The organism is Aeromonas bivalvium (assembly GCF_000819765.1).
Classification (GTDB): domain Bacteria; phylum Pseudomonadota; class Gammaproteobacteria; order Enterobacterales; family Aeromonadaceae; genus Aeromonas; species Aeromonas bivalvium.
In genome coordinates this window covers 51509-72244 of record NZ_CDBT01000024.1, presented here as the reverse complement: position 1 = coordinate 72244, position 20736 = coordinate 51509, and the positions used below count along the sequence as shown (strand labels likewise).

Below are 20736 nucleotides of genomic sequence, written 5' to 3'. Positions count from 1 at the left end.
GCTCCTTATCCTGCCTGACCGGTGCCGCTGCCGATCACCACGCCGCCACAACCAATCTCGGTGCCGGTGACGGCGATGGGCTTGCCGTTGACCAGCACGGAGCCGACCCCGCCCGAGATGCTGCGCGGATGGGGCGGGTTGTTGGGCTTGTCGTGGGGCGCCAGGGGATCTCCCTGACGGGCCACGGGTTTGCCATCGAGCAGGACATCCGGGCTCGCGGCGATGATGGGCGATGGCACGAATCCATCATGATCGGTGCCGAGATCTCCGAGCAGGGCAATGCTGGGACACATATGATTCTCCTTGTTCGCCCATGCCAACACCTCGGCATGGGCGGGAATTCAACCCGGGGGCAGGATGCCACCGTCTTGGTACAGGGGGCTGCCCTGCAATTGATAGAGGCGCACGGCCAGGGATTTCAGTTCATCTTCCATGAGCTTGAGCTGGGCCGGGGCCGCCTGCCCCTTCCCTTCCAGGGTCGCCAGCCTGGCCTCGAGGGGCACGTCCAGCAGCAAGTCCTGCTGAATTTCATAGAGGCGGGACTTGAGGTAGGAGATGGTCACCGTCTTGCGCTGACGCTCCAGCTCGAGCAGGGTGGCCAGCAGCTCATCGACGCCGCCCTTGACCCCGAGGTAGCGGGACTGCGCCGATGCGGCATCGCCGCGCTGGCGTTGCAGGGCCGCCTGCCACTGGCGCGCCATGGCCTGGACCTGGGCCGTCTCCGGGTAGAGCCGCGCCATGGAGGTATTGAGCTCGTCCCCCACCCCATACCAGTAGAGGGGAGAGATCTGTTCGAGCTGGGTCAGCTTGCGCTGGTAGTCGCCCACCAGATCTGGGGCCAGATCCTGCAGGGCCTGCTCCCCCAGCACGATGCGCGCCTGGCGGATATCGTCCCTGTCCAGCCCGCGGGGCTGCGGCTGGGCCGGTTGCTTCAGCCGCGCCACCATGGCTTCACGCTCGCTGGCGACCTGCTGCTGTTGCCGGCTCTGGCTCTGCTGACTCTCCTGCCAGCCCCATACCGCCAGTGCAGGCAGGGCGCAGCAGAGCACCCCGGCGGCAAACCACTGCCAGGCGGGACGCCGTTTGGTCTTGGTCTCTATCTTCAGCACCGTGGGCCTGAGGCTGCCGGGCTCTCGCCCCACCAGAATGCTGCCCTGCACGGGCCCATCCCCCCTCCCCGTCGGCGCCGGGCCTGACTGGGCGGCTTGTTCCCCCTGAAAGAAGACCATGGGCGGTATGTTCATCTCCTGGGCGCTCCCCTCCTCGTCCGAGACGATGACCACCTCGGCCTCATCGAACAGGTGGGTATATCCCTCGATGAAGTGCACCAGGTTCTCGACCCTGGGGATGCGGCTGAGCCCGCAATGGTGCAGCTTCTCGCTGATGAGCTGCAGGGCCCTCTCGCAACGGTAGATGAGGCGCTTGTCGTCATGGCTTATCTGGTATTCGCGGATGATGGGGCTGATGCGGGCGATGAACCAGTCCAGCATCTCGACCCTGGCCCGCTCCTGATGGGCGGGGGGCCAGAAACTCTGCCACTGGCTGACGATGAGGTTTGCCAGGAACTCGCACCCCTCGGCGAACCCCTTGAGCCCCTGCAACCGGGAGCGGGCCAGCACGAAGTAGATGGCGGTTTGCAGATCCACCCCGTGGCGATCGAAGATCTCGCTCGCCAGGCGGTGGATCCTGGCCCAGTCCACCTCGGGGCGGGAGGCGTGGCTCAGCTTGTTGATTTCGGCCCGCAGCGCCTCGTACTCGGGCAGCATGCGGGGATCCGAACCTATCTTCAGTGCCTGTTGTGCGTCTTGCATATCAAGATTCCATGGGTGGCTCTCCCCGGGCACGCACCCGGGGGAGCCCCCCTGTCAGTAAAGGGATTCCGGCAGGCGGAACTGGCTGAACAGGCCGCCGGCAAAGGGGTTGTGGGAGGCGTCCGTATAGACCCGATAGGTCATGGCCCCCTGATCCACCGGGAAGCGCACGTCGAAGGCGGCCTCCTTCACCTGGGTCAGCACCCCCTTGTCCATCAGGCGGAACATGGCCCAGGGCCCGACGAAGCCCTCGCTGCGCGGTGAGCGATCCGGTGCGGCGGGCACCAGGGTGATCTTGCTCTCGGCCCCGTCACGCATGGTGTTGGGCCACACCAGCGGCACCTTGCCCCGTCGGCCGTGGGCGTATTCGAGCAACTGGCCGTCCAGGTTGAGCACGCTGCGCCGCTTGTTGGCGGTCAGCTCGATGGGCTCGAGCACAAACTGCACTTCCAGGTTGCCCTTGGGGGTGAAGAAGGTCTGGCGAATGCGCGCGGCCCGCTCCAGCTGCTTGAGCAGCTCGGCCTGCACCGGCGAGCCATAGTCCCCGTCCATCATGCCGCTCTCCACCATGGGCTTGAGGTTGCTCTGGTAGAAGCTGTCCAGGGTGCCGCCGGGGGCAAAGAAGCGCTCCAGCTCGGAGAGAGGAGCATCCTTGGCCGAGGCCGGATTGAACGGATAGCGTCCCGCCAGCTCTGTGTTGAACGGGGTGACGACCCGGTTCTGCCACTCCTGGTTGAGGGAGGACATGGCCAAGTCCACCACCAGGCGGGAGCTGTCTTCGGCCAGCTGACCGACCCAGCGATCCAGCGGCATGGGCAGGCCGCTGGCGTACTGCTGCAGGGCGAACACAGGATCGGCGTACTTGTTGGTCAGGCGCATCTGCACCGCCTTGAGCGCTGCCTGGCCCGGATCCGTGGCGTTGACGATCAGATCCAGATAGTGCTGCAAGTCGGTGATCTTCTGGGTCACCTCGGAGATGAGCGGTCCCTGCTCGCCACGGCCGCTCAGCACGGCATTGGTAGCCAGGAAAGGACGGCCGATCCGGGCCGAGATGGCCTGGGCAGGATCCCCCTCCTTGTCCGACAACTGGCGAATGCGGGTGTTGTCGTCCAGGGTGGCGATGACCCGCTGGAACGGCTGATCGTTGCCCGTGATGGCCCCCAGCACATCCAGCGCCTGCTGCGGGTTTTGCAGCGGCTGCACATCCAGGTTGGTCAGCAGGTTCTGCCACTGGCCCACATAGTTGGTGACGTAACGATCGTTGACCTGGCGGGTGATCTCATTCCTGTCCGCCTCGCTCAGCCGGGTATGCTTGCGCTGGCCCAGCACCCAGGCGTCGGTGGCGGTCAGGTCGATGAGGGAGGCATCCTGCTTGAGGAAGAAGGTGCTAAACCCCGGATAAGTGAGCAGCCTGGGTACCTGGCCCCGCTGTTCGTCGCGCAGCACGAACACATTGTCGAAGGTGGGACCCACCTCGTCGCGGATATCGAGATCCGGCGCCAGGGTCTCGTCGGCCTTGAGCACCAGATTCTGATAGACCCGCTGATAGAGGGGCAGCTTGCCAAGCTCGCGCTGGGCGCCGTAGACCGCTTGCTGGAACGGCACGAAGGCCGTGATGGCCGCCTGATCCTTCTGCTGGCGGCTGCCATGCCAGTTGGTGTGGTCCAGGGCATAATCCAGGTGCCCCATCAACTGATCCTGAGCCTGTCCCTGCCCCGGGAAGGCCCGCTGCCAGCGGCTCGCCATGAACTGCTCCACCTGGGCCTTGTCGCGACCCGAGGCATCGTCGATCATCCGCATCACCCGCAGGATGGCAAACTTCTCCTCGCTGCCCGCCGGAGCCTGCTCGAGATCCTCTTTCAGTCCCGCCATCAGGGCGGGCAGGAAACGCAGTCGCAGCAGCTGCAGGTAGGAGCCCTCCACATAGGGGCCTATCTCGTCCCCCTGGTAGAGTCCCAGATCCGCCAGCAGGGGCGAACGCTCCCGGTAGTTGCCAAACGACAGGGTTGCCTCGCGGATCAGGTTGAGCCTGGGCAGTTGATTGAAGCCAAACCCATCCTGGCCCCCCAGATCCCGGGTATCCATGAAGTCCTGGGCCTTGGCCAGCACCACCTGGCCCGCCGCCTCGTTGACCCGATAGTAGTAGTGCCAGCCCCCGATGAGACCGGCGCACACCAGGGCTATCCCCCCCACCCCGAAGGCCATGCGACGACGACGATAGAGGGTGTGCAGCCGGTTCTCCCCGGCCAGATGCGCCTCGGGGAAAATGATGGAGGCAAACAGGTTGCGCACGAAGTAGGTGGTCGACTCGCCCCGCAGGGAGGAGTAGATGGGGTCCGGCAACTGATAACGACGGGCCGAGGCCTGGGCGAACGCATCAAACGGCACCCCTTGCTGGTAGACGGAGCTCAGATACACGCCGCGCACCAGGATGGGCTTGCCCTCTTCCAGAGGGGCCAGGGTCTCGTCCAGCAGGGCGGTGACATAGTCCTTGAGCCCCGCCAGCTGGCGCACGAAGGCGAACAGGGCGTTGCGTTGCCTGTCCCCGTGACCGGCCAGCAGCATCTCGGGCAGGTTGTCGTTGAGATTGGCCAGCCACTGATCCCAGAACTGCGCGAGCTCTGTCAGCCACTCCTTGCCCTGGCTGCTGTCCGGCCCGAAAGTGACCCCGAGCACGGCCTCGCGGGCCTCCTTGTCCATCGCCTCGAAGGCGGCGTCGAAGCCGTGCAGCAGATCCAGCTTGGTGAAGGCCACATAGAGCGGCAGCCGGGTATTGAGAGTGCCCACCAGCTCCTGCAGACGGGCGCGCATCAGCTGGGCATAGGCCTTGCGCTCGGAGACGCTGGCCTGGGACAGCCAGGCAAGATCCACCGTCAGCACCAGGCCGTTGAGGGGTTGGCGACCCCGATTGTCCCGCAGCCAGCCAAGCAGATGGTGCCAGCGCCGCTGCGCCGCCGAGTGCCCCTCATCCCCTCTGGGCTCGGCAAACAGCTGACCATCGGGATCCAGCATCACCGCCTGTTCGCCGAGCCAGCAGTCGATCTGCTGATCCTGGGCTTCATCGCGCAGCTCACCGTCCAGCCTGGGGTTGAGCTTGTTGGCCGGATTGGCCCTGTGGATCAGGCTGCTCTTGCCGCTGCCGGGCAGTCCCAGCACCAGATACCAGGGCATGGCGTAGAGCGCCTGCTTGCCCAGATGCTGGCGCAGGGTCGCCAGCCAGCGGTCGAGGAAGCGCTGCTGGCTGTCGACCAGGGCCTGGGCCGGATCCTGCTCCAGCACCACCTCCTGCTCGCGGGCCAGACGCTCACGCTTGAGCCCCTGGTAGAGGCGCCAGGCCAGGATGCCCAGTGCCAGCCAGAGCCAGAGCAGGGTGAACACCACCCGGCCCCAGACGGAAGCCAGCGGCTGGCTCTGCGCCAGGGTCAGACGGGGGCCGAGCCACCAGGCCAGGATCAGCACGACCACCCACACCAGTCCCCCCAACAGGGTCCAGGAGGGTTTGAGCTTGGGCAGCTGTTGCCGTAAAAAACTAAACAGGGTCTTGAACATAGGATTGTGTTTCAACTCCGACTCGATGACTCATTTCGACCCGGGGGTCGCGTACTGTTCCAGGCGACCGACCAGGCTTGGTTCCCACTGGGCCAGACCCAGTCGAACCGTGGTTTGCCACAGGTGCTGATAATGTTGCCGCGCCAGGCTCGCCATGCCGGCCTGAGCCAGCAGATCCGCCTGTACCAGCTCGGCATAGAAGCGGGATCTGGGTTCGCTCAGCCCCTGCATCTGCTCCTCGAGCCGTTGCAGGGCCGCGCCCAGGCCGCCCTCGGCCAGACTGGCCTCAGCCTGCGCCTCCAGGTTTCCCTCCCCTGCCCCGCTGCGCTCCTGCTGCAACCAGCTGACACAGGCGCTGCCCAGGAAGGGGGTGCCGTCGCTGAAGGCGAGATCCTTGAGGGCGGGCAGGCGGGCCAGCAGGGCCTGGGCCTCCTCCCGGATGGCCTGGGCCACGGCGCCAAAGCCCAGGGCCCGGGCCAGTTCCCAGGAGAGCAGATGCCCCTCCAGCCAGTAGGGTGCCAGGGTCAGGCTCTGCTCCACCCGTTGCCAGAGCGCCTGGCTCGGCTCTGTCATGGCGGCGCGGTACTCATCCACCATGTCGGGGGAGACGGGGGCGAGCTGGGTCTTGCCCTTGGCGCCCCCCTGGGGCGCCGTGACGATCCCGGACCAGATGGCGTGACGGCGCAGCCGGTAGCCCACCGCCGCCTCGGGCTGGCGCTCGATGAGCAGTTCGGCCACCTTGAGCTGGGTCTGACGCCAGGCCCTGTCATTGCTGCTGTCGACCTCGAGGGGGGCGCTCGCAGCCGGGGTGGGGGTCAGGCCCATGCTCCCGGTATCGCCTGGGGCCGTCGCCGCGACGGGCGTGGACGCGGACTCTCCTCCGTCGGCCTGTTGCTGGGCCGCCTGACGGGATTGGGCGCGGCGCAGGGCACTGCCCAGGCTCGCCAGTGTCTCCCCCTTGTCGGGGCACAGGGCAAGCCAGCGGGTATCCAGGCTGTCCCAGCGGCTGAGCAGCTGGTTCAGCTCACCGGCGCTGGCCGTCTCGCAGCTGCGCTGCGCCGCCGCCTCGAACCGCTTGACGATCTGCACCATCAACCGCTGCTTCTGCACCGGATTGTGAGGCCAGGCCTGCTGCCAATAGGCACCCAGCCAGGCCTCGAGCAGGGCCAGAGCGGTACCGAACGGAACAATCTTGGCCGGGTGTTGCAGGCAACGCAGCAACTGGGCAAGCACCCGCATGTCCTTGGTGTGCCGCTCAAACAGTTGCAGGCAGCGTTCGGCCACCTCGTCCAGATTGACCTGGCTGTGGGCCAGGGAGCCCAGCTTGACCAACTCGGTTTCGACATAGTCCCAGTTGCCATTGTCTGTCGGCACCGGGGCCGCGATGCGATCCTCGGGCAGCTCGGTCAGGAGCCGATGACACCAGGGGTGCATATGACTCATCTTCTCTCCTACCAGCGACACTGTTGACGCAAGGGGGACAGGGCTTGCCCCAGCCCCCCCAGATCAAATTGCAACGCCCGCCCCCTGGGGGCGGTCAGGGTCAACTGACGATGCCCCGTCCAGGCCTTGAGCTCCTCGATGGCGGGCAGGCCGCGGCCGTACTCCAGCAGCAGCCCCTGCTCGCGTACGAACCAGTTGCCCTGGCGCAGCGCGCCGTCGAGCCGGGTCTCGACCCGGTTGCCCACCCAGGGCTCGTCCAGCCGCAGGCGCAGACTGGTGATGTTGTCGCGACAGGCGATGGCCAGGGTGGCACCACGCAGGGCGGGTCGGGTGAGCAGCAGCGCCGCCTGCTCCCCGGTTTGTCCCTCCTCCCGGCCGAGCAGAAAAGGCGCATCCTGGGCGGTGCGCCCCTGCTCCTGGCGCCAGATTTCCTGCCAGAGCCGGGATTGTTGCACCGGCTCGACCTGGGACGCCGTCTCGGCGCCGATGGCGTCATAGCAGGCCAATCGCACCAGGGGAGAGGGCTCGGCGCGGCACTGTTGCAGCTGGGGAGCCAGGGCATCGCCCTGGGTGACGCTGGCCAGCAGCAGCGGGATCAGGCTAAGTGACATCAGTTCACCTCCAGCTTCTGGCACTTGTGATCCAGGGTTCGTTTGGGAATATTCAGGCTCTGGGCCACCAGCAGGCGATTGCCCTGGTAGTGGCGCAGGCGCGCCTCGATCACCGAGGCCTCGTATTTCTGCATGGCCATGCGCAGGTCCCGGATATGGTTGTAGTCATCGAGCAGGTCAGGCAGGGTGGCGCAGACCCGGTTTTGCAGCTCGGGGGGCAGCGCCTCCAGCCCTATCTCCTCCCCGGCCCGGGTATGGGCGCAGGCCACCTCCAGCAGGTTGCGCAGCTCGCGCACGTTGCCCGGGAAGTCGTACCCCTGCAGCTGGCGCAGGAAGCCGGCCTGCAACTTGCCCGGCCCCTTGCCATCGGCGGCCCCGAACTGGGCCAGGAAGTGCTGGCACAGGGGCGCTATGTCCTCGCTGCGCTCGCGCAGGGGCGCTATGTGCAGCAGGCACTGGCAGAGGCGGTGGTAGAGATCGCTGCGAAAGACCCCCTCCTCCACCTGACGGGTCAGGGGCTGATGGGTGGCGGCGATGAGCCGAAAATCGGAGTGACACTCCTTCTCGCCCCCCAGGGGGCGATAGGCGTGGGTCTCCAGCACCCGCAGCAGCTTGACCTGCATGGCTGCGGGCATGTCCCCCACCTCGTCGAGGAACAGGGTGCCGCCATGGGCCTGGGCCACCAGGCCGGCCTTGTTGTGCTGGGCGCCGGAGAAGGCCCCCTTCAGGTAGCCAAACAGCTCGCTTTCGATCAGGTTCTCCGGGATGGCGCCGCAGTTGATGGCCACGAAGGGCTTGTCGGCCCGATCCGAGCACTGGTGTACCAGGCGGGCGACCACCTCCTTGCCGCTGCCCGTCTCCCCCTGGATCAGCACGGTCAGCCTGTGCTGACCCGCCTGATGGATCTGCTGGCGCAGGCCGCGGATCGCCGCCGACTGGCCGATCAGCCGCTCGTCGAGCAGTTGTTCGTGCAGCCGCTGGCGCTGGCCTTCCCCCTTGATCTGGCGCAGGGAGTCCCGCAGCACGGATTGATCCCGGCGGCTGCGTCCCAGTTCGCGGATCAGGGTCAGCTGGTTGCAAAACAGCTGGGCCAGGGCGCCGAGGCAGGGCTCATCCTGCCAGGCTTGCAGCCGAGCCCCCTCATCGAGCAGGGCCAGCACGGCGAAGGGCTTGCCGCCGCCATCGACCAGGGGCATGGCATGGAGCCCGGTCCCCTGGCCCATCGCGGTCAGCAGCTGCCGAAACCCAGGGTGTTCGATGCGGGCGCCGCCGTAGAGAGAGTCCCAGGTGCGCGGCTGCGCCTTGTGCAGCACATAGGCGAGCGGATGGGCAAAGTCGTCCGCCCCCAGCACCATGGTCACAGGCTGGCCCTGCACCCGGCCCTGGCAATGCAGCTCGCGGCCGCTGACATCCAGCATGGCCAGCAGCATGCCGCTGGCCGGGTAGCTGGTCGCCAGCTCCGCCAGCCACCAGTCGCACAGGCTCTGCTCATCGCGGGCTCGGGTCAGACCCAGGGCAAACTCGAGGGCATGTAACATGGCTCAGCCCTCGACCTCGGCGACAAACTCGCCCTGCTCGACCCGGAAGCTGACCCGGCTGATGGCCTGGCCCGCGGCGAGTCGTTGCAGCAATTGCAGCGAGACCGGCGGCAACAGGGCGCCGTCGATGACGGATTCGAGCATGCGGGCGCCGTTCTCGCTGCGATTGGCGCGGCGCAATATCTCCTCGGCCACCTCGGACTCCAGCACCACCTCGGCGCCGAAACGGGTCTTGAGCAGCTTGACCAGCCGTTCGAGCTTGCCGCCGACAATCTGCACCAGGGTATCGTGACCGAGCGGCAGATAGGGGATCACCTCCATCCGTGCCAGCAGGGCCGGCTTGAAAAAGGCGGCGAGCTCGGGGTAGAGGGCATCGAGCAGCACATCGGGTCGCTCGGCATTGTCCACTATGGTCTGGAAGCCCAGGTTGGAGGTGAGGAAGAAGACCACGTTCTTGCAGTCGATGATGCGTCCTTCCCCGTCCGCCAGCTCCCCCTTGTCAAAGGCCTGGTAGAAGAGGTTGAGCACGTCCGGGTGGGCTTTTTCCACCTCGTCCAGCAGCACCACCGAATAGGGTTTCTGACGGATGGCCTCGGTCAGTACCCCACCCTCGCCAAAGCCGACATAGCCGGGGGGCGAGCCGATGAGACGGGAGACGGTGTGTTTTTCCTGGTACTCGGACATGTTGATGGTGGTCAGGTACTGGCGACCCCCGAACATAAGATCGGCAATCTGCAACACGGTTTCTGTCTTGCCGACCCCGCTTGGCCCCACCAGCAGGAAGGCGCCAAGGGGGCGACCCGGGCGACGCAGATCGGCACGGGCGGTGAGCAGGTGCTTGTGCAGGTGCGCGACGGCGACCCCCTGCCCCTTGATGGTGTTGCCGAGAAAATCGGGCAGGCGGGTGACCACGTCCAGCTCGTCCTGGGAGATGCGGTTGAGGGGCACCCCGGTCCACTCGGCAATGACGGCGGCAATCTGGGTCTTGTCGACGTGGGCGGACACCAGCACGGCCCCCTGTTGCAGGGCACCGAGCTCGCCATCGAGCTGATTGAGACGGGCGATGGCGACCTGGGGATCCATCTCGGCCAGATCCAGGTTCTCCTGACTCGCCGCCTGCTGGCTCGCCAGCAGGCTGGCCCGCAGCGCCACTATCTCCTGCACCAGGCTCTGCTGTTGCTGCCAGCGGGCCTCCTGCTCGGCCAGGGCCAGGGTACAGGCCTGCTGGGCGTCATGGAGCTCGGCCAGGCGGGCCTCGTTGTCTCCCAGGCCAATCATGGTCTGGCGCTCGAGCTGACGGATCTCCAGCTCCCGCTGGCGCAACTCGTTTTGCAGATGGCTGACGCTGCGCGGCGGCGTGGTCAGGTTGATGGCGACCCGGGCACAGGCGGTATCGAGCACGTCGATCGCCTTGTCCGGCAGCTGGCGCCCGGAAATATAGCGGGCGGAGAGCTCGGCGGCGGCCTGCAGCGCCTCCTCGTCGATGAGCACCCCATGGGCCTTCTCGTAGATGCTGCGCAGGCCGCGCAGGATCACGGTGGCCTCGGCGGCATCGGGCTCACCCACCTTCACCAGCTGGAAGCGGCGCGACAGGGCCGCGTCTTTTTCCACGTACTTCTTGTACTCGCTCCAGGTGGTGGCGGCGATGGTGCGCAGCTCGCCCCGGGCCAGGGCCGGCTTGATGAGGTTGGAGACATCCAGCCCGCCAGCCTGGTTGCCCGCCCCTATCAGGGTGTGGGCCTCATCGATGAAGAGGATGATGGGCCGAGCGGACTCCTTGACCTCCTGCATCACCCCCTTGAAGCGCTTCTCGAACTCTCCCTTGACCGAGGCGCCGGCCTGCATGGCACCAAGATCCAGGCTGAGCAGCTCGACCCCCCGCAGTTTTTCCGGCACCTGGCCGGCCACGATGCGCAGGGCCAGCCCCTCGATCAGGGCGCTCTTGCCCACCCCGGCCTCCCCCACGACGATGGGGTTGTTCTTGCGACGGCGGGAGAGGATGTCGATCATCAGGTCGATTTCGTGATCCCGGCAGAGCACGGGATCCAGGCTCTGCTGACGGGCCTGCTCGGTCACATTGACCGTGAAGCGGGCCAGCAGGCTGGCATCGGCAGGCAGGGCGGCCTGGGCCGGATGGCCGTCGGCGGCGACGGTGACCTGGGTCTCGGCAGACTCCTTGACCCATTCATCGAACTGCTGGCGCAGCAGCTCGCGGTTGACCTGGGCCAGGGGGCGGCTGATGGCGGCGGCGAGGTAGCGCTGGGGGGTCATCAGCAGCACCAGCAGCAGGATGCCGCTGCGCAGCTGACCATGACCGAATTCGGCGGAGGCCAGCAGCCAGCTGTCTTGCAGCCACTCCACCAGGAGCGGCGAGAAGGAGGGGTAACCCGGCTCTGTGCTGGCATCCCCGGCCCTGGCCTGGAGCAGCACCGTCAGCTCGTCGACCGGCACCTCGGCGCGCTTGAGGATCTGGCGCACGTCGCACAAGGGGGTCTCCAGCATCTTGAGCAGCAGGTGCTCGATGCGGATCTCGCTGCCCTGCTGACTGACGCACAGGGCGGCGGCCTCTTCCAGCATGTGGCGGCAGATGGGGTTGAGTCTTTCCACCAGGACTGGCAGTTCTATACGGATCAAGGCGTGCTCTCCTCTTATTTTAATAATTCGCCCAGTTGACGCAGCACGTCCTGGGTCTGGTTATCGAGTTGGTGGTGATAAAGGCCGAAGATGAGGGCCAGCACCAGGGCGCTGCCGAGGCAGAGCGTGCGCAGCGACCACTGGCGTGGCAGCTGGTAGCGGGAGGCCTGCCGGCCCAGGTCCAGGTGAAAGACCCGGGGCGACGGATCCTGCGCCCCTTCCCTCAATTGACGGTGCAGCTGACGCACCATGCGCTCGAACTCGTCCCGTCCCTGGCTCATCACCTTGTAGCGCCCCTCGAAACCCAGGCACAGGCACAGATAGATGAACTCCAGGATGTCGCGATAGCGCACCGGATCCTCTTGCAGGCGGGCGAGCAGCACGAACACCTTCTCGCCACCCCAGGTCTCGTTGTGAAAGCGGGTCAGCAGTGAGTGTTCGGACCACTCGCTCTGGCTGCCCCACTCGCGCCCCATCACGGCCTCGTCGATGAAGGTGCACAGGATGTAGCGAAACGACAGCACCACCCCGTTCTCGTAACCGTGGGCGGTCAGCTCCTGCTCGATGGCCTGGATCTCGGTGACCACTCGCTGGTAGAGCTCGGGCACCCGATCGTAACGGGTCAGCTGGCGCACCCGCTGCACCAGCCCCAGCAGGGGGGTCACCGCATCTATCATGGGGTTGATGCTCTGGCCCCGCAGGCGGAACCAGTAGTCCGAGTCCAGATCCAGCTGCTGGGCATGGTCGAACAGCAGATCCTGCATCTGATCGCTATGAATGATGTCCATGGTCATCTGTGATACTCCTCCCTATGGCGGATCATTGGCTGCGAATGGCCCAGAGCTGCATGTCCAGCTCCGGGAAGTCGCCCGCGATGTGAAAGCCGATGGTGTTGCCCTTGATCAGCATCTGCCAGGCCGGGCTCTGCCGGTCGAGCTGGAAGTAGCTGTAGCCGGCGTGATAGGGCAGCTGGCGCGGCGCCACCGGCAGCGGCAACAGCGGGATGCCGGGCAGCTGCAAACTGATGAGCTCGCGGATCTTCTCGCTGGAGGCCACCTTGATCTGTTGCAGCAGCTGCTTGCGCAACTGCTCCTGGGGCATGCGGGCGCGCACCGCCAGCACGAAGTCGGCGCTTTGCATCAACTCGTTCTCCCCCACCATGGCCACCATGACGCCGTACTGCTGCTTGTGCAGCTGGATGGAGACGGCCCTCGGTGACAGCACTGTGCTGAGGGCCTGGCGCAGGGCCAGGATCACCGGCTCGAAGCTCAGCTGCTGGTCGTCGTGACGATAGGCGGCAAACTGGGGCGGCAAGCGGGACTCATCCGTGAAGGTCATCAGCTCGCCACACAGCTGCACCAGGGCCTCGAACAGCCGCTCCGGGTGCAGGGTGCCCAGGCGCGAGAGATGCGCGAGCTGGGGCTGGGCCCGGTTGAGCAGTTGCAGCATCATGAACTCGGCCACGTCCGCCACCCCCTGCTGACCCGGCGCCGCGATGCGCTGGGAGAGGCTGCGCGCCCGCTCCCCCACCAGACCGGCGATCTCCCCCAGGAAGCGCTTGAGGCTGGGGATGGCGGAGACGCTGATGCTGCACGGCATGAAGTTGGGGTCCAGCACCAGGCTGCCATCGGGCCGCTTGTCCAGGATCCGGGCGATGGCCAGCGACGCGTAGGCGCTGCGGTCCTCGCGCTCGAGCATGAGACGCAGGCTCACCTTGCCGATTTCGAGGGAGACCACGTCCCCCCCGTCGCTGTGCAAGTCCCGCACATCGTGGCGCTGGGCCTGCAACCGGGTGGCGATGCCCTGTTCCGGATCGCTCACCTCGTTGACCCCGCTCACCGAGAGCGGCAGCGCCAGGTAGACCTTCTGGTTGGCCAAAGAGCCGTCCAGGATCTCGAGGGGAGGCGGCAGCAGATCGTCTGCCGGGATATTGAACACTGTGCCATCTGGCAATATGCCGCTGGCGCTCACCAGGGCAATACGGCCAAATCCCAGGTAGTCCTCGTTGATGAGCAGGGATTGCAGGCCAAAGAAGTAGTCGCTCAATGCGCTCAGCCTGGCATGGAGGCTGTAGTCCCCATGACGCTGCTGTTGTTGGAAGTGCTGGGGCTTGATGAACAAGCCTTCGCGCCAGATAACCCGATTTCGACTGGACATAGTTATTCTTCTTCTTTTTGTATTTCGACTTCATCGAGCCGCAGGTGAACCAGCAGCTGATAGGCGCGCCCCTTGCTGCGCACCTTGATGACCTTGCGCCATTCGGCGCTGTTGGGATCGGCATAACGGGCGATGACGCCTATGTAGCGCGTCTTCTCGTCCAGGGGCACCGGCGGCAGGTACTTGAATTGATTCGGCAGCAGGGTGTAGTCCTGGTGGTCCAGATAGTTCTTGCCCAGGGCCTTCTCCAGATCCGCGCTCACCTGGTCATAATCGGTGGCCAGCAACTTGGAGTCTTCGGCCAGCAGCACTATCTGGAACTCGATCGGCGCCGCCTCCCCGCCCTCGTTTGGATTGACATCGGGCTCGGCCAGCAGGCTGAAGCCCAGGGTGGAGGGCTGATCATCATGGCTGCCCACCTGGATATCCGGATCCATGGCCACGTCGGCCATCTTGCCCATGGTGGTACAGCCAGAGAGGCCGAGCAGCAGCAATAACCCGACGAGGGATCGCATCAGATCAATCCTTGTTGTTCGCGCAGGGCCTTGTCATAGGCCTGGGCATATACCTGATGGAACAGCTTGTCGAACCCCTGCTGACGGGTGGAGGTGAGTTCCTGGTAGTAGTGCTGGTACATGATCCAGCTCCAGGCCTCCTCGCTCATGTCGTCGGGCTTGCGGGTGCGACGATAGTGCTCGAAACGCGCCCGCAGCGCCTCGGGGGAGAAGGCGTGCAATATGCTGTCCAGGGCTGCCTTGATGGCGGTCTGGTTGGCCACATGGTGCAGCCGTATGTTGCGCAGGCTCTCCGACACCGCGGCCGGGGCGGCCAGGTGAACCGGGCTCTGCTGCTCGGCGAACAGGAGCGCCAGGGTCTCTTCATAACCCAGCCCCAGGCGCAGGGGATTGTCTTCGATGGGCCTCAGGTGCTTGTCGGTCAGGGCGGTCTGATCCGCCTGCAACAGCAGCAAGCCCTCCACCAGCGCGCGCAGCGTCTTGCCCATCTCCTCGAGCATGTCGTGCGCCTGCATGGTGTCGGCGGTGTGCAGGGCCTGGCCCAGGCCGCGCATCAGGGGGGTGAGCGCCACATGGCTCGCCTCGTCGTGGGGGGTCGGGTAGTCCTGGCCGGTCCCCGTGATGGTGGGCATGTCGAGATATTCCTGACTCATGGTGTCCTCGGTAATGGCAGATGTGAAAGTGGGTTGGACGCGATCGCGCCAGTGCGAGCGCTCGCCGCCATCGCCCTGGGCCGAGGTGGCCAGCAGGGCATCAATCCCCTGCACCAGGGGCGGGCGGCTGTCGACGAGGGGGCTCTGCTGGCGCTCCTGCTGCAGGGCCGCCAGGGGATCGAACGCCAAATCCGGATGCATCCCCTCGGCCGGGGCCGGCTCCTCGGTGGCGAGCCAGTCATCGAGCTGCTCGGATGGCCGGTTGTGCAGCACCTGATGCAGATCCGGCTCGGCACGGATGGCGCCGAGATAGGCCTTGAGGCGAAAGGGCCCCACCACCAGCTCGTCGCCTTGCTCCAGATGAACCTTGCGGGCCCGTCCTATAGGAGAGGTAGCGCCATTGATGTAGGTCTGGCCGCTGAGATCGCACAGGCAGAAGCGACCGTCATGCTGCTCGATGCGGGCATGGCCCGGCATGACGATGCCGAGCCTGTCCCTCAGTTGCCAGTCATCCTGTTCCGATGCCCCCAGGGTGCCCCCCAGCTCATCGAAGCTGTATTGCACCCTGTGATTGCCATCGAGCTGCTCGCTGTTGAGCACCACCAGGGACAGCTGTTGATTCAAGGTCTCCACGTTCACTCCTGCACACAGATGGTCACGAAAGGCTCTTCCGGCGGCTGACCCAGGAAGCTGCTCCACCCCAGCCGACCGCTCTGCTCCTGCCCGAGGCACATGCCATGGGCCTGGGCAGGGGCGAAGCCCAGCCGCAGATCCCAGGCCAGCTGGTCGCGCAATATGAAGGAGACGAAGGTCACCAGAGGTTGGAAATGCTCGCCGTTCGGAAGAAAAGTGAGAAACTCTTCATGAGTTAAGTTGTTTATTTTCAACAAAAATTTACCTGCACAATCCTTGACCCCGTCGCCGATCACCAGATCCCCCCCCAGGGAGGCGTTGGCCCGGCCTAGGCGGTTTTGCTGCTCGGGATGAATGGCGACCCGCCTGGGCTGCCAGGCGACCACCTCCACCGCCTCCAGGTCGAAGCAGTGGGCCACCAGACCCGCCACCACCTCGGGGGAGCGGCTGGGGCTGGCGAGCATGCCGGCATAGGAGAGCATCTTGGCGCGATTGACCGGCAGGCTGTGGCACACCTCATCGTTGCCAAGGCCCACCAGGGCAAACATCAAACGGGAGAAGCCATCTTCCCCGTCGTTTTGAAAGCGCACGTGGTAGCGATACTTGCGCCAGATGCGATGGAGCAGGGTCAGCAGTCTGTGGTGGAAGAAGTCCAGAAACAGGCCGAGCTTCTGCTCCCCCTGGGCATACTCCCAGGCCAGGGAGTCCAGGTAGTAACCCGGCATGGGGGACTGGCTGCCATGCAGGCCAAGGAAGGCCACCTCCAGTTGGTGGCGGCCCCTGCCGTCCCGATCGATGGCCAGCACGTCGCTGGTCGGAAAGCCGAGGGAGGCGGATGCGCGAAAGCGGATCCGCTCCCGCTCGGGCAGGAAATCGAGTTCCCGCTCCTGATCCAGACCATCTTGCTGGCGCAACAACTCCACCAGCTGGAAGAAGTTGAAGCGGGCCGCCTCCTGGGCGGACCTCACATCAGGGAGTGCTGACCTATCTGTACCGGCCACTTGTAGCACTCCTTGTTATCCAGATTGACCACCTCGAGCAGGTGGAAGGCGTTGACGCTGGCGTAGAGCGAGAGGAAATGCGCCAGCACGGTACTGAACAGATAAAGCTCCCCCTCGTTGCCAAAGGCCGACTGACGAATGGAGAGCACAGACTTGAGTCCCCGCACCGGCATGCCCTTCACCAGCCGATCCACCGGCTGGGTACTGATCTCCTCGATCCCCGCCAGCCGCTTGCGCGACGCCTGCTCCGCCTGCTTGTCCTGCAGCGCGGGAAAATCATAGGTGCGCAGCACCTGCACCAGGGCATCCCGGCGCAGCAAGGAGACGTAGTTCAAAGAGAGGTTGGAGATGAGGGTCCAGTGCAGGCTGCCATCGAGGGCCGGATGCAGGGGCCGGGTCGGCCGCATCAGGTTCTTGAAGGTGGCAAACGAGGGGGAGCTGCCGGTCGGGACGCAGACATCGCCGGCCTTGAGCCGCGCCGCCTTGCCCCGGTTGGTGCAGGTCAAGGTCACCGAGATGGACTCGTCGAGCTGGACCATGCTGGTCTCGTCACCGCGCACGAAGGAGAGCTGGTGTTCAAACCCCTGCCCCGCCACCGACTCCTTGACCCGCACCCGGTAGTAGAGCGCCAGACGCCCCTTGGCCCGCTCTATCTGATGCTGGAAGCTCTCGAACGGCTGATAGAGGCGAGGTGCCCCCCGGGCCCGTCCCAGGTTGCCTTCGGCCCAGCCTTCGACCTTGTCCACCGAGAAGATCTCGAAGCTGTCGCTGTGGCGATAGCTCGCCTTGAGGGGATACTCGGTCTGACGGCCATTGAGGTTGATGGGTTCGCTGTCGTGCTGGAACAGGTTGATGGCCGGCACGCAGTTGAGCATGAAGGAGTCCGGCCGGATCTTGAGATCCGCAGGCAAGGGCCGGGTGAAACAGAAATGGATCTTGAAGGCACTGACCGGCAGGGGCTGGCGCGGCCAGTCGCCGCCGGACAGCTCGAAGAACAGGAAGCTTTGGGGAAAGCAGAAGAACTCCTGCAAGATCCGGTAGCCGGAATAGACGTTGTTGGGATAAGGCAGCAAGGCGTCGTCGCGCCCGAAGCCCACGCTGCGCAGCGCCTTGGCATCCTGGCGAAAGCGCTTGCCCTCCACCTCCAGCTCGATATGGGAGAGCTGATGGGAGAGCCAGAAGTAGAGCTCATAGGCGGTGTAGCCATCCCCCCCCAGATAGAGGCGCAGCTTGTCGAGTTGCAATTCGCAAAGGGGCAGCGGGCCATGGAGAGCGATGTCCAGGCTGATGGTCGAGAGATCCGTGCCGCTCTGGGCCTCGATGCGCGCTATCTCGGCGGGGTAGACCCAGGCATCCCGGCAGGTCTGGAAATGGCAGCTCACCCCGTCCTGGGGATGGCTGTCGACCATGCAGCCCTGCTTGACCAGGGCAGGCTGGGCGATGGATCCCGGGATCACGGAAAACTGCATCATGGTCATGCTGGGCACGGGACGCAGGTAGTTTGGCCAGAGCATGCCGAGCAGACCATGGGTCAGCTCGGGGAATTCGTCTTCGATCTTCGCCCTCAAGTTGCCCGTCAGGAAGGCAAAGCCCTCGAGCAGGCGCTCGACATCGGGATCGGTATTCTGATCCGACAAGAATCGAGTCAGTTCAGGATGAGCATCGGCAAATTCACGCCCTTGCAGGCGCAAGAAGGCGAGTTCATCCCTGAAGTAGTGTTCCAGTGGCATTGATCAGACCATGCGGTAGTGACGGTGGTTGTCCATGTGGACATTGAACGAGGCAATCTGCTCCAGATTTTCCAGTCGGATGTGGGCGGTCACCTGAAAGGAGATCTCCAGCGGATCGTCCTGATAGTCGGGTGTCCTGACCTCCACATGGGTGATCCTCGGCTCATAGCGTCGGATGCACTGCCGGATCGCTTCCCGGACCCGCCCCTTGATGTCCGCCCGCCCCTGGGTCGCATCGTTCAAGTCGATGACACCCAGGTCGGGGGCACTGGCACAACTGCCGGGACGGGTGTTGAGCACCTGATCGAGCTGGCGTTTCACCGAGCCTATCAGCTGCTCAACATCCGAAGCGGGGGGAGTTGCAAGCCCCTCCCCCCGTATCCTGTCAAACAGACTGGCCGCATTTCCTCTATCCCAGGAAGAGAGATACGGCATGAGTCATCATTCCTTGTCCAGGCGGCCTACCAGAGAGAGCTCGAAGCTGGCGCCCATGTACTTGAAGTGCGGACGCACCGACATGGCAACCTGGTACCAGCCCGGCTCCCCTTCCACGTCCAGCACCTTGATCTGGGCGGCACGCAGCGGGCGGCGGCTACGCACGTCTGCGGGCGGGTTTTCCTGATCCGCAACGTACTGCTTGATCCAGCCATTGAGCTCACGCTCCAGATCCTGACGCTCCTTCCAGGAACCGATCTGCTCGCGCTGCAGCACCTTGATGTAGTGTGCCAGGCGGTTGATGATGAACATGTACGGCAGCTGGGTACCCAGCTTGTAGTTGGTCTCCGCTTCCTTGCCTTCCTTGGTGTTCGGGAACACCTTGGGCTTTTGCACCGAGTTGGCGGAGAAGAAGGCGGCGTTGTCGCTGTCTTTGCGCATGGTCAGGGTGATGAAGCCCTCTTCTGCCAGCTCATACTCGCGACGGTCGGTGATCAGCACCTCGGTCGGGATTTTGGCTTGCAGCTGACCCATGGCCTCATAGACATGGACCGGCAGGTCATGAATGGCACCGCCACTCTGGGGGCCTATGATGTTCGGGCACCAGCGGTACTTGGCGAAGCTGTCGGTCAGGGAGGAGCCCATCAGGTAGGCGGTGTTGCCCCACAGGTAGTGATCGTGATCCGAGCTGATGTCTTCCTGATAGTTGAAGCCCTTGATGGGGTTCTCGGTCGGATCGTACGGCAGACGGGCCAGGAAACGGGGCGCCGTCAGCCCCAGGTAACGGGCATCCTCGGACTCACGCAGCGAGCGCCATTTGGTGTAGGACGGGCCTTCGAACACCGACTTGAGATCCTTGATGGACGGCAGATCGGTGAAGCTGTCCACGCCAAAGAAAGCGGGTGCGACAGAGGAGATGAAGGGGGCGTGCGCCATGGCGCCGACCGCGCTGACATACTGCATCAGCTTGATGTCGGGGGAGCTGTGAGTAAAGGCATAGTCGCCTATCACGGCGCCGATGGGCTGACCACCAAACTGGCCATAGCCGGTCGAGTAGACGTGCTTGTAGAGGCCGGACTGGGTGATCTCGGGGGAGAACTCGAAGTCTTCCAGCAGCTCCTGCTTGGTGGCATGGAGTACCTGGATCTTGATGTTCTCGCGAAAATCGGTGCGATCCACCAGGAGCTTGAGGGAGCGCCAGGAAGATTCCAGCTCCTGCAGCTCGCTGGCGTGCAGGATGACGTCCATCTGCTTGCTCAGCTTCTTGTCGAGCTCGACAATCATGCTGTCAACCAGGGCCTTGTTGACGGGCTCTGCCGTGGAACCATTGTCCAAGATGTTGGCAATGAGGGCGGCAACCCCTTGTTTCGCAACGCTATAACCCTCATCTTCTGTGCTGATGCGGGCCTGCGCCATGATTTCGTCCAGCAAGGACCCAGAGGCGCTGGCGGCCCCTGCCTGTACCTGTTCTTCGACCAAAGACATGTCTATTTCCCTTCTCGTCAATCAGTTCCGGCCTATCACTCGGCGGGTTTAATCAGATCCAGTTCCTTGAGCAGCTGCTCACGGGCCTCATCGCTGGACAGCAAGTCCTGCAGGCGATTACGAAATGCCGGTATGTTGCCAAGGGGTCCCTTGAGGGCCACCAGGGCTTCACGCAGTTCCAGCAGCTTGCGCAGTTCGGGCACTTGCTGGGCCACGCGGTCCGGGGTGAAATCCTCCAGAGACTGGATCTGGATGGAGACAGGCAGGTCATCCTGACTCCCTTCTTCCAGGCGATTGGGTACGGAGAATTTCAGCTCCAGACCCGATTCCTTCATGACGGAAGAGAAGTTGTTTTTATCGATGGAGACGGTCTGACGCTCTTCAATGGGCGTCTCTTCCGTCCGGCCTTTCATATTTCCTACCACCATCATGGTCAGCGGAAGTTCTATTTCCGCCTGTTGGCCACCTGTGGCAGGAACATATTTGATATTGATACGTTCTTTCGGCGCTACAGTGGCGCCATCGATTCCCTTTCCCATGC

Annotated in this window: 16 protein-coding genes; all 16 read right to left on the bottom strand. The window is 64.5% G+C overall.

The window, feature by feature from the left end:
* Positions 1–5: 5 nt before the first annotated feature.
* From BN1119_RS09030 to tssB, 16 genes are read right to left on the bottom strand one after another with little or no spacing between them, the layout of a single operon-like run.
* A complete protein-coding gene (locus BN1119_RS09030; RefSeq protein ID WP_041996850.1) occupies positions 6–293 on the bottom strand; it encodes a type VI secretion system PAAR protein in 288 nt (95 codons plus the stop codon).
* Positions 294–341: 48 nt separating this feature from the next.
* A complete protein-coding gene (locus BN1119_RS09025) occupies positions 342–1811 on the bottom strand; it encodes a VasL domain-containing protein (protein WP_041996847.1) in 1470 nt (489 codons plus the stop codon).
* A gap of 54 nt (positions 1812–1865) precedes the next feature.
* Entirely contained in the window at positions 1866–5360 is a 3495-nt protein-coding gene (gene tssM, locus BN1119_RS09020) for a type VI secretion system membrane subunit TssM (RefSeq protein ID WP_041996845.1), read from the bottom strand.
* A 30-nt stretch (positions 5361–5390) separates the two neighbouring features.
* Entirely contained in the window at positions 5391–6803 is a 1413-nt protein-coding gene (gene tssA / locus BN1119_RS09015) for a type VI secretion system protein TssA (protein WP_041996843.1), read from the bottom strand.
* Positions 6804–6811: 8 nt separating this feature from the next.
* The gene (gene vasI / locus BN1119_RS09010; RefSeq protein WP_041996840.1) at positions 6812–7414 is read right to left on the bottom strand and encodes a type VI secretion system-associated protein VasI; all 603 of its coding nucleotides are present in this window, start codon (positions 7412–7414) and stop codon (positions 6812–6814) included.
* Positions 7414–8952: a sigma-54 interaction domain-containing protein gene (locus tag BN1119_RS09005; RefSeq protein WP_041996838.1), complete on the bottom strand. Its 1539-nt coding sequence runs from the start codon at positions 8950–8952 to the stop codon at positions 7414–7416. The genes vasI and BN1119_RS09005 overlap by 1 nt, the downstream gene beginning before the upstream one ends.
* Positions 8953–8955: 3 nt before the next feature.
* Positions 8956–11586 (bottom strand): type VI secretion system ATPase TssH, encoded by a 2631-nt coding sequence (tssH, locus tag BN1119_RS09000; RefSeq protein ID WP_041996836.1) that lies wholly within the window; start codon positions 11584–11586, stop codon positions 8956–8958.
* A gap of 14 nt (positions 11587–11600) precedes the next feature.
* Positions 11601–12380, bottom strand: a complete 780-nt coding sequence (icmH, locus tag BN1119_RS08995) for a type IVB secretion system protein IcmH/DotU (RefSeq protein ID WP_041996834.1) — start codon at positions 12378–12380, stop codon at positions 11601–11603.
* A 25-nt stretch (positions 12381–12405) separates the two neighbouring features.
* Positions 12406–13743, bottom strand: coding sequence for a type VI secretion system baseplate subunit TssK (tssK, locus tag BN1119_RS08990; RefSeq protein ID WP_041996831.1), 1338 nt, complete (start codon positions 13741–13743; stop codon positions 12406–12408).
* A 2-nt stretch (positions 13744–13745) separates the two neighbouring features.
* Complete coding sequence (tssJ, locus tag BN1119_RS08985; protein WP_244463710.1) at positions 13746–14258, bottom strand: type VI secretion system lipoprotein TssJ; 513 nt, start codon at positions 14256–14258, stop codon at positions 13746–13748.
* Positions 14258–15544, bottom strand: coding sequence for a type VI secretion system-associated FHA domain protein TagH (gene tagH / locus BN1119_RS08980; protein WP_041996825.1), 1287 nt, complete (start codon positions 15542–15544; stop codon positions 14258–14260). Before tagH ends, tssJ begins: the two co-directional genes overlap by 1 nt.
* Positions 15545–15546: 2 nt before the next feature.
* On the bottom strand, positions 15547–16545 hold the full coding sequence (gene tssG / locus BN1119_RS08975; protein WP_041997185.1) for a type VI secretion system baseplate subunit TssG: 999 nt from the start codon (positions 16543–16545) through the stop codon (positions 15547–15549).
* Positions 16509–18275, bottom strand: coding sequence for a type VI secretion system baseplate subunit TssF (gene tssF, locus BN1119_RS08970; protein WP_041996822.1), 1767 nt, complete (start codon positions 18273–18275; stop codon positions 16509–16511). Before tssF ends, tssG begins: the two co-directional genes overlap by 37 nt.
* Positions 18276–18278: 3 nt before the next feature.
* Entirely contained in the window at positions 18279–18710 is a 432-nt protein-coding gene (gene tssE / locus BN1119_RS08965; RefSeq protein ID WP_041996820.1) for a type VI secretion system baseplate subunit TssE, read from the bottom strand.
* A 6-nt stretch (positions 18711–18716) separates the two neighbouring features.
* Positions 18717–20195 (bottom strand): type VI secretion system contractile sheath large subunit, encoded by a 1479-nt coding sequence (gene tssC, locus BN1119_RS08960; protein WP_041996817.1) that lies wholly within the window; start codon positions 20193–20195, stop codon positions 18717–18719.
* A gap of 35 nt (positions 20196–20230) precedes the next feature.
* On the bottom strand, positions 20231–20734 hold the full coding sequence (gene tssB / locus BN1119_RS08955; RefSeq protein ID WP_041996814.1) for a type VI secretion system contractile sheath small subunit: 504 nt from the start codon (positions 20732–20734) through the stop codon (positions 20231–20233).
* Between the last annotated feature and the right edge of the window lie 2 nt (positions 20735–20736).

Coding starts and splice junctions, on each gene's coding strand:
- BN1119_RS09030 (WP_041996850.1), bottom strand. CDS start 293: ATGTGTCCCAGCATTGCCCTGCTCGGAGATCTCGGCACCGATCATGAT.
- tssF (WP_041996822.1), bottom strand. CDS start 18,275: ATGCCACTGGAACACTACTTCAGGGATGAACTCGCCTTCTTGCGCCTG.
- tssB (WP_041996814.1), bottom strand. CDS start 20,734: ATGGGAAAGGGAATCGATGGCGCCACTGTAGCGCCGAAAGAACGTATC.
- icmH (WP_041996834.1), bottom strand. CDS start 12,380: ATGACCATGGACATCATTCATAGCGATCAGATGCAGGATCTGCTGTTC.
- tssK (WP_041996831.1), bottom strand. CDS start 13,743: ATGTCCAGTCGAAATCGGGTTATCTGGCGCGAAGGCTTGTTCATCAAG.
- tssE (WP_041996820.1), bottom strand. CDS start 18,710: ATGCCGTATCTCTCTTCCTGGGATAGAGGAAATGCGGCCAGTCTGTTT.
- tssM (WP_041996845.1), bottom strand. CDS start 5,360: ATGTTCAAGACCCTGTTTAGTTTTTTACGGCAACAGCTGCCCAAGCTC.
- tssC (WP_041996817.1), bottom strand. CDS start 20,195: ATGTCTTTGGTCGAAGAACAGGTACAGGCAGGGGCCGCCAGCGCCTCT.
- tssA (WP_041996843.1), bottom strand. CDS start 6,803: ATGAGTCATATGCACCCCTGGTGTCATCGGCTCCTGACCGAGCTGCCC.
- tssJ (WP_244463710.1), bottom strand. CDS start 14,258: ATGCGATCCCTCGTCGGGTTATTGCTGCTGCTCGGCCTCTCTGGCTGT.
- vasI (WP_041996840.1), bottom strand. CDS start 7,414: ATGTCACTTAGCCTGATCCCGCTGCTGCTGGCCAGCGTCACCCAGGGC.
- BN1119_RS09005 (WP_041996838.1), bottom strand. CDS start 8,952: ATGTTACATGCCCTCGAGTTTGCCCTGGGTCTGACCCGAGCCCGCGAT.
- BN1119_RS09025 (WP_041996847.1), bottom strand. CDS start 1,811: ATGCAAGACGCACAACAGGCACTGAAGATAGGTTCGGATCCCCGCATG.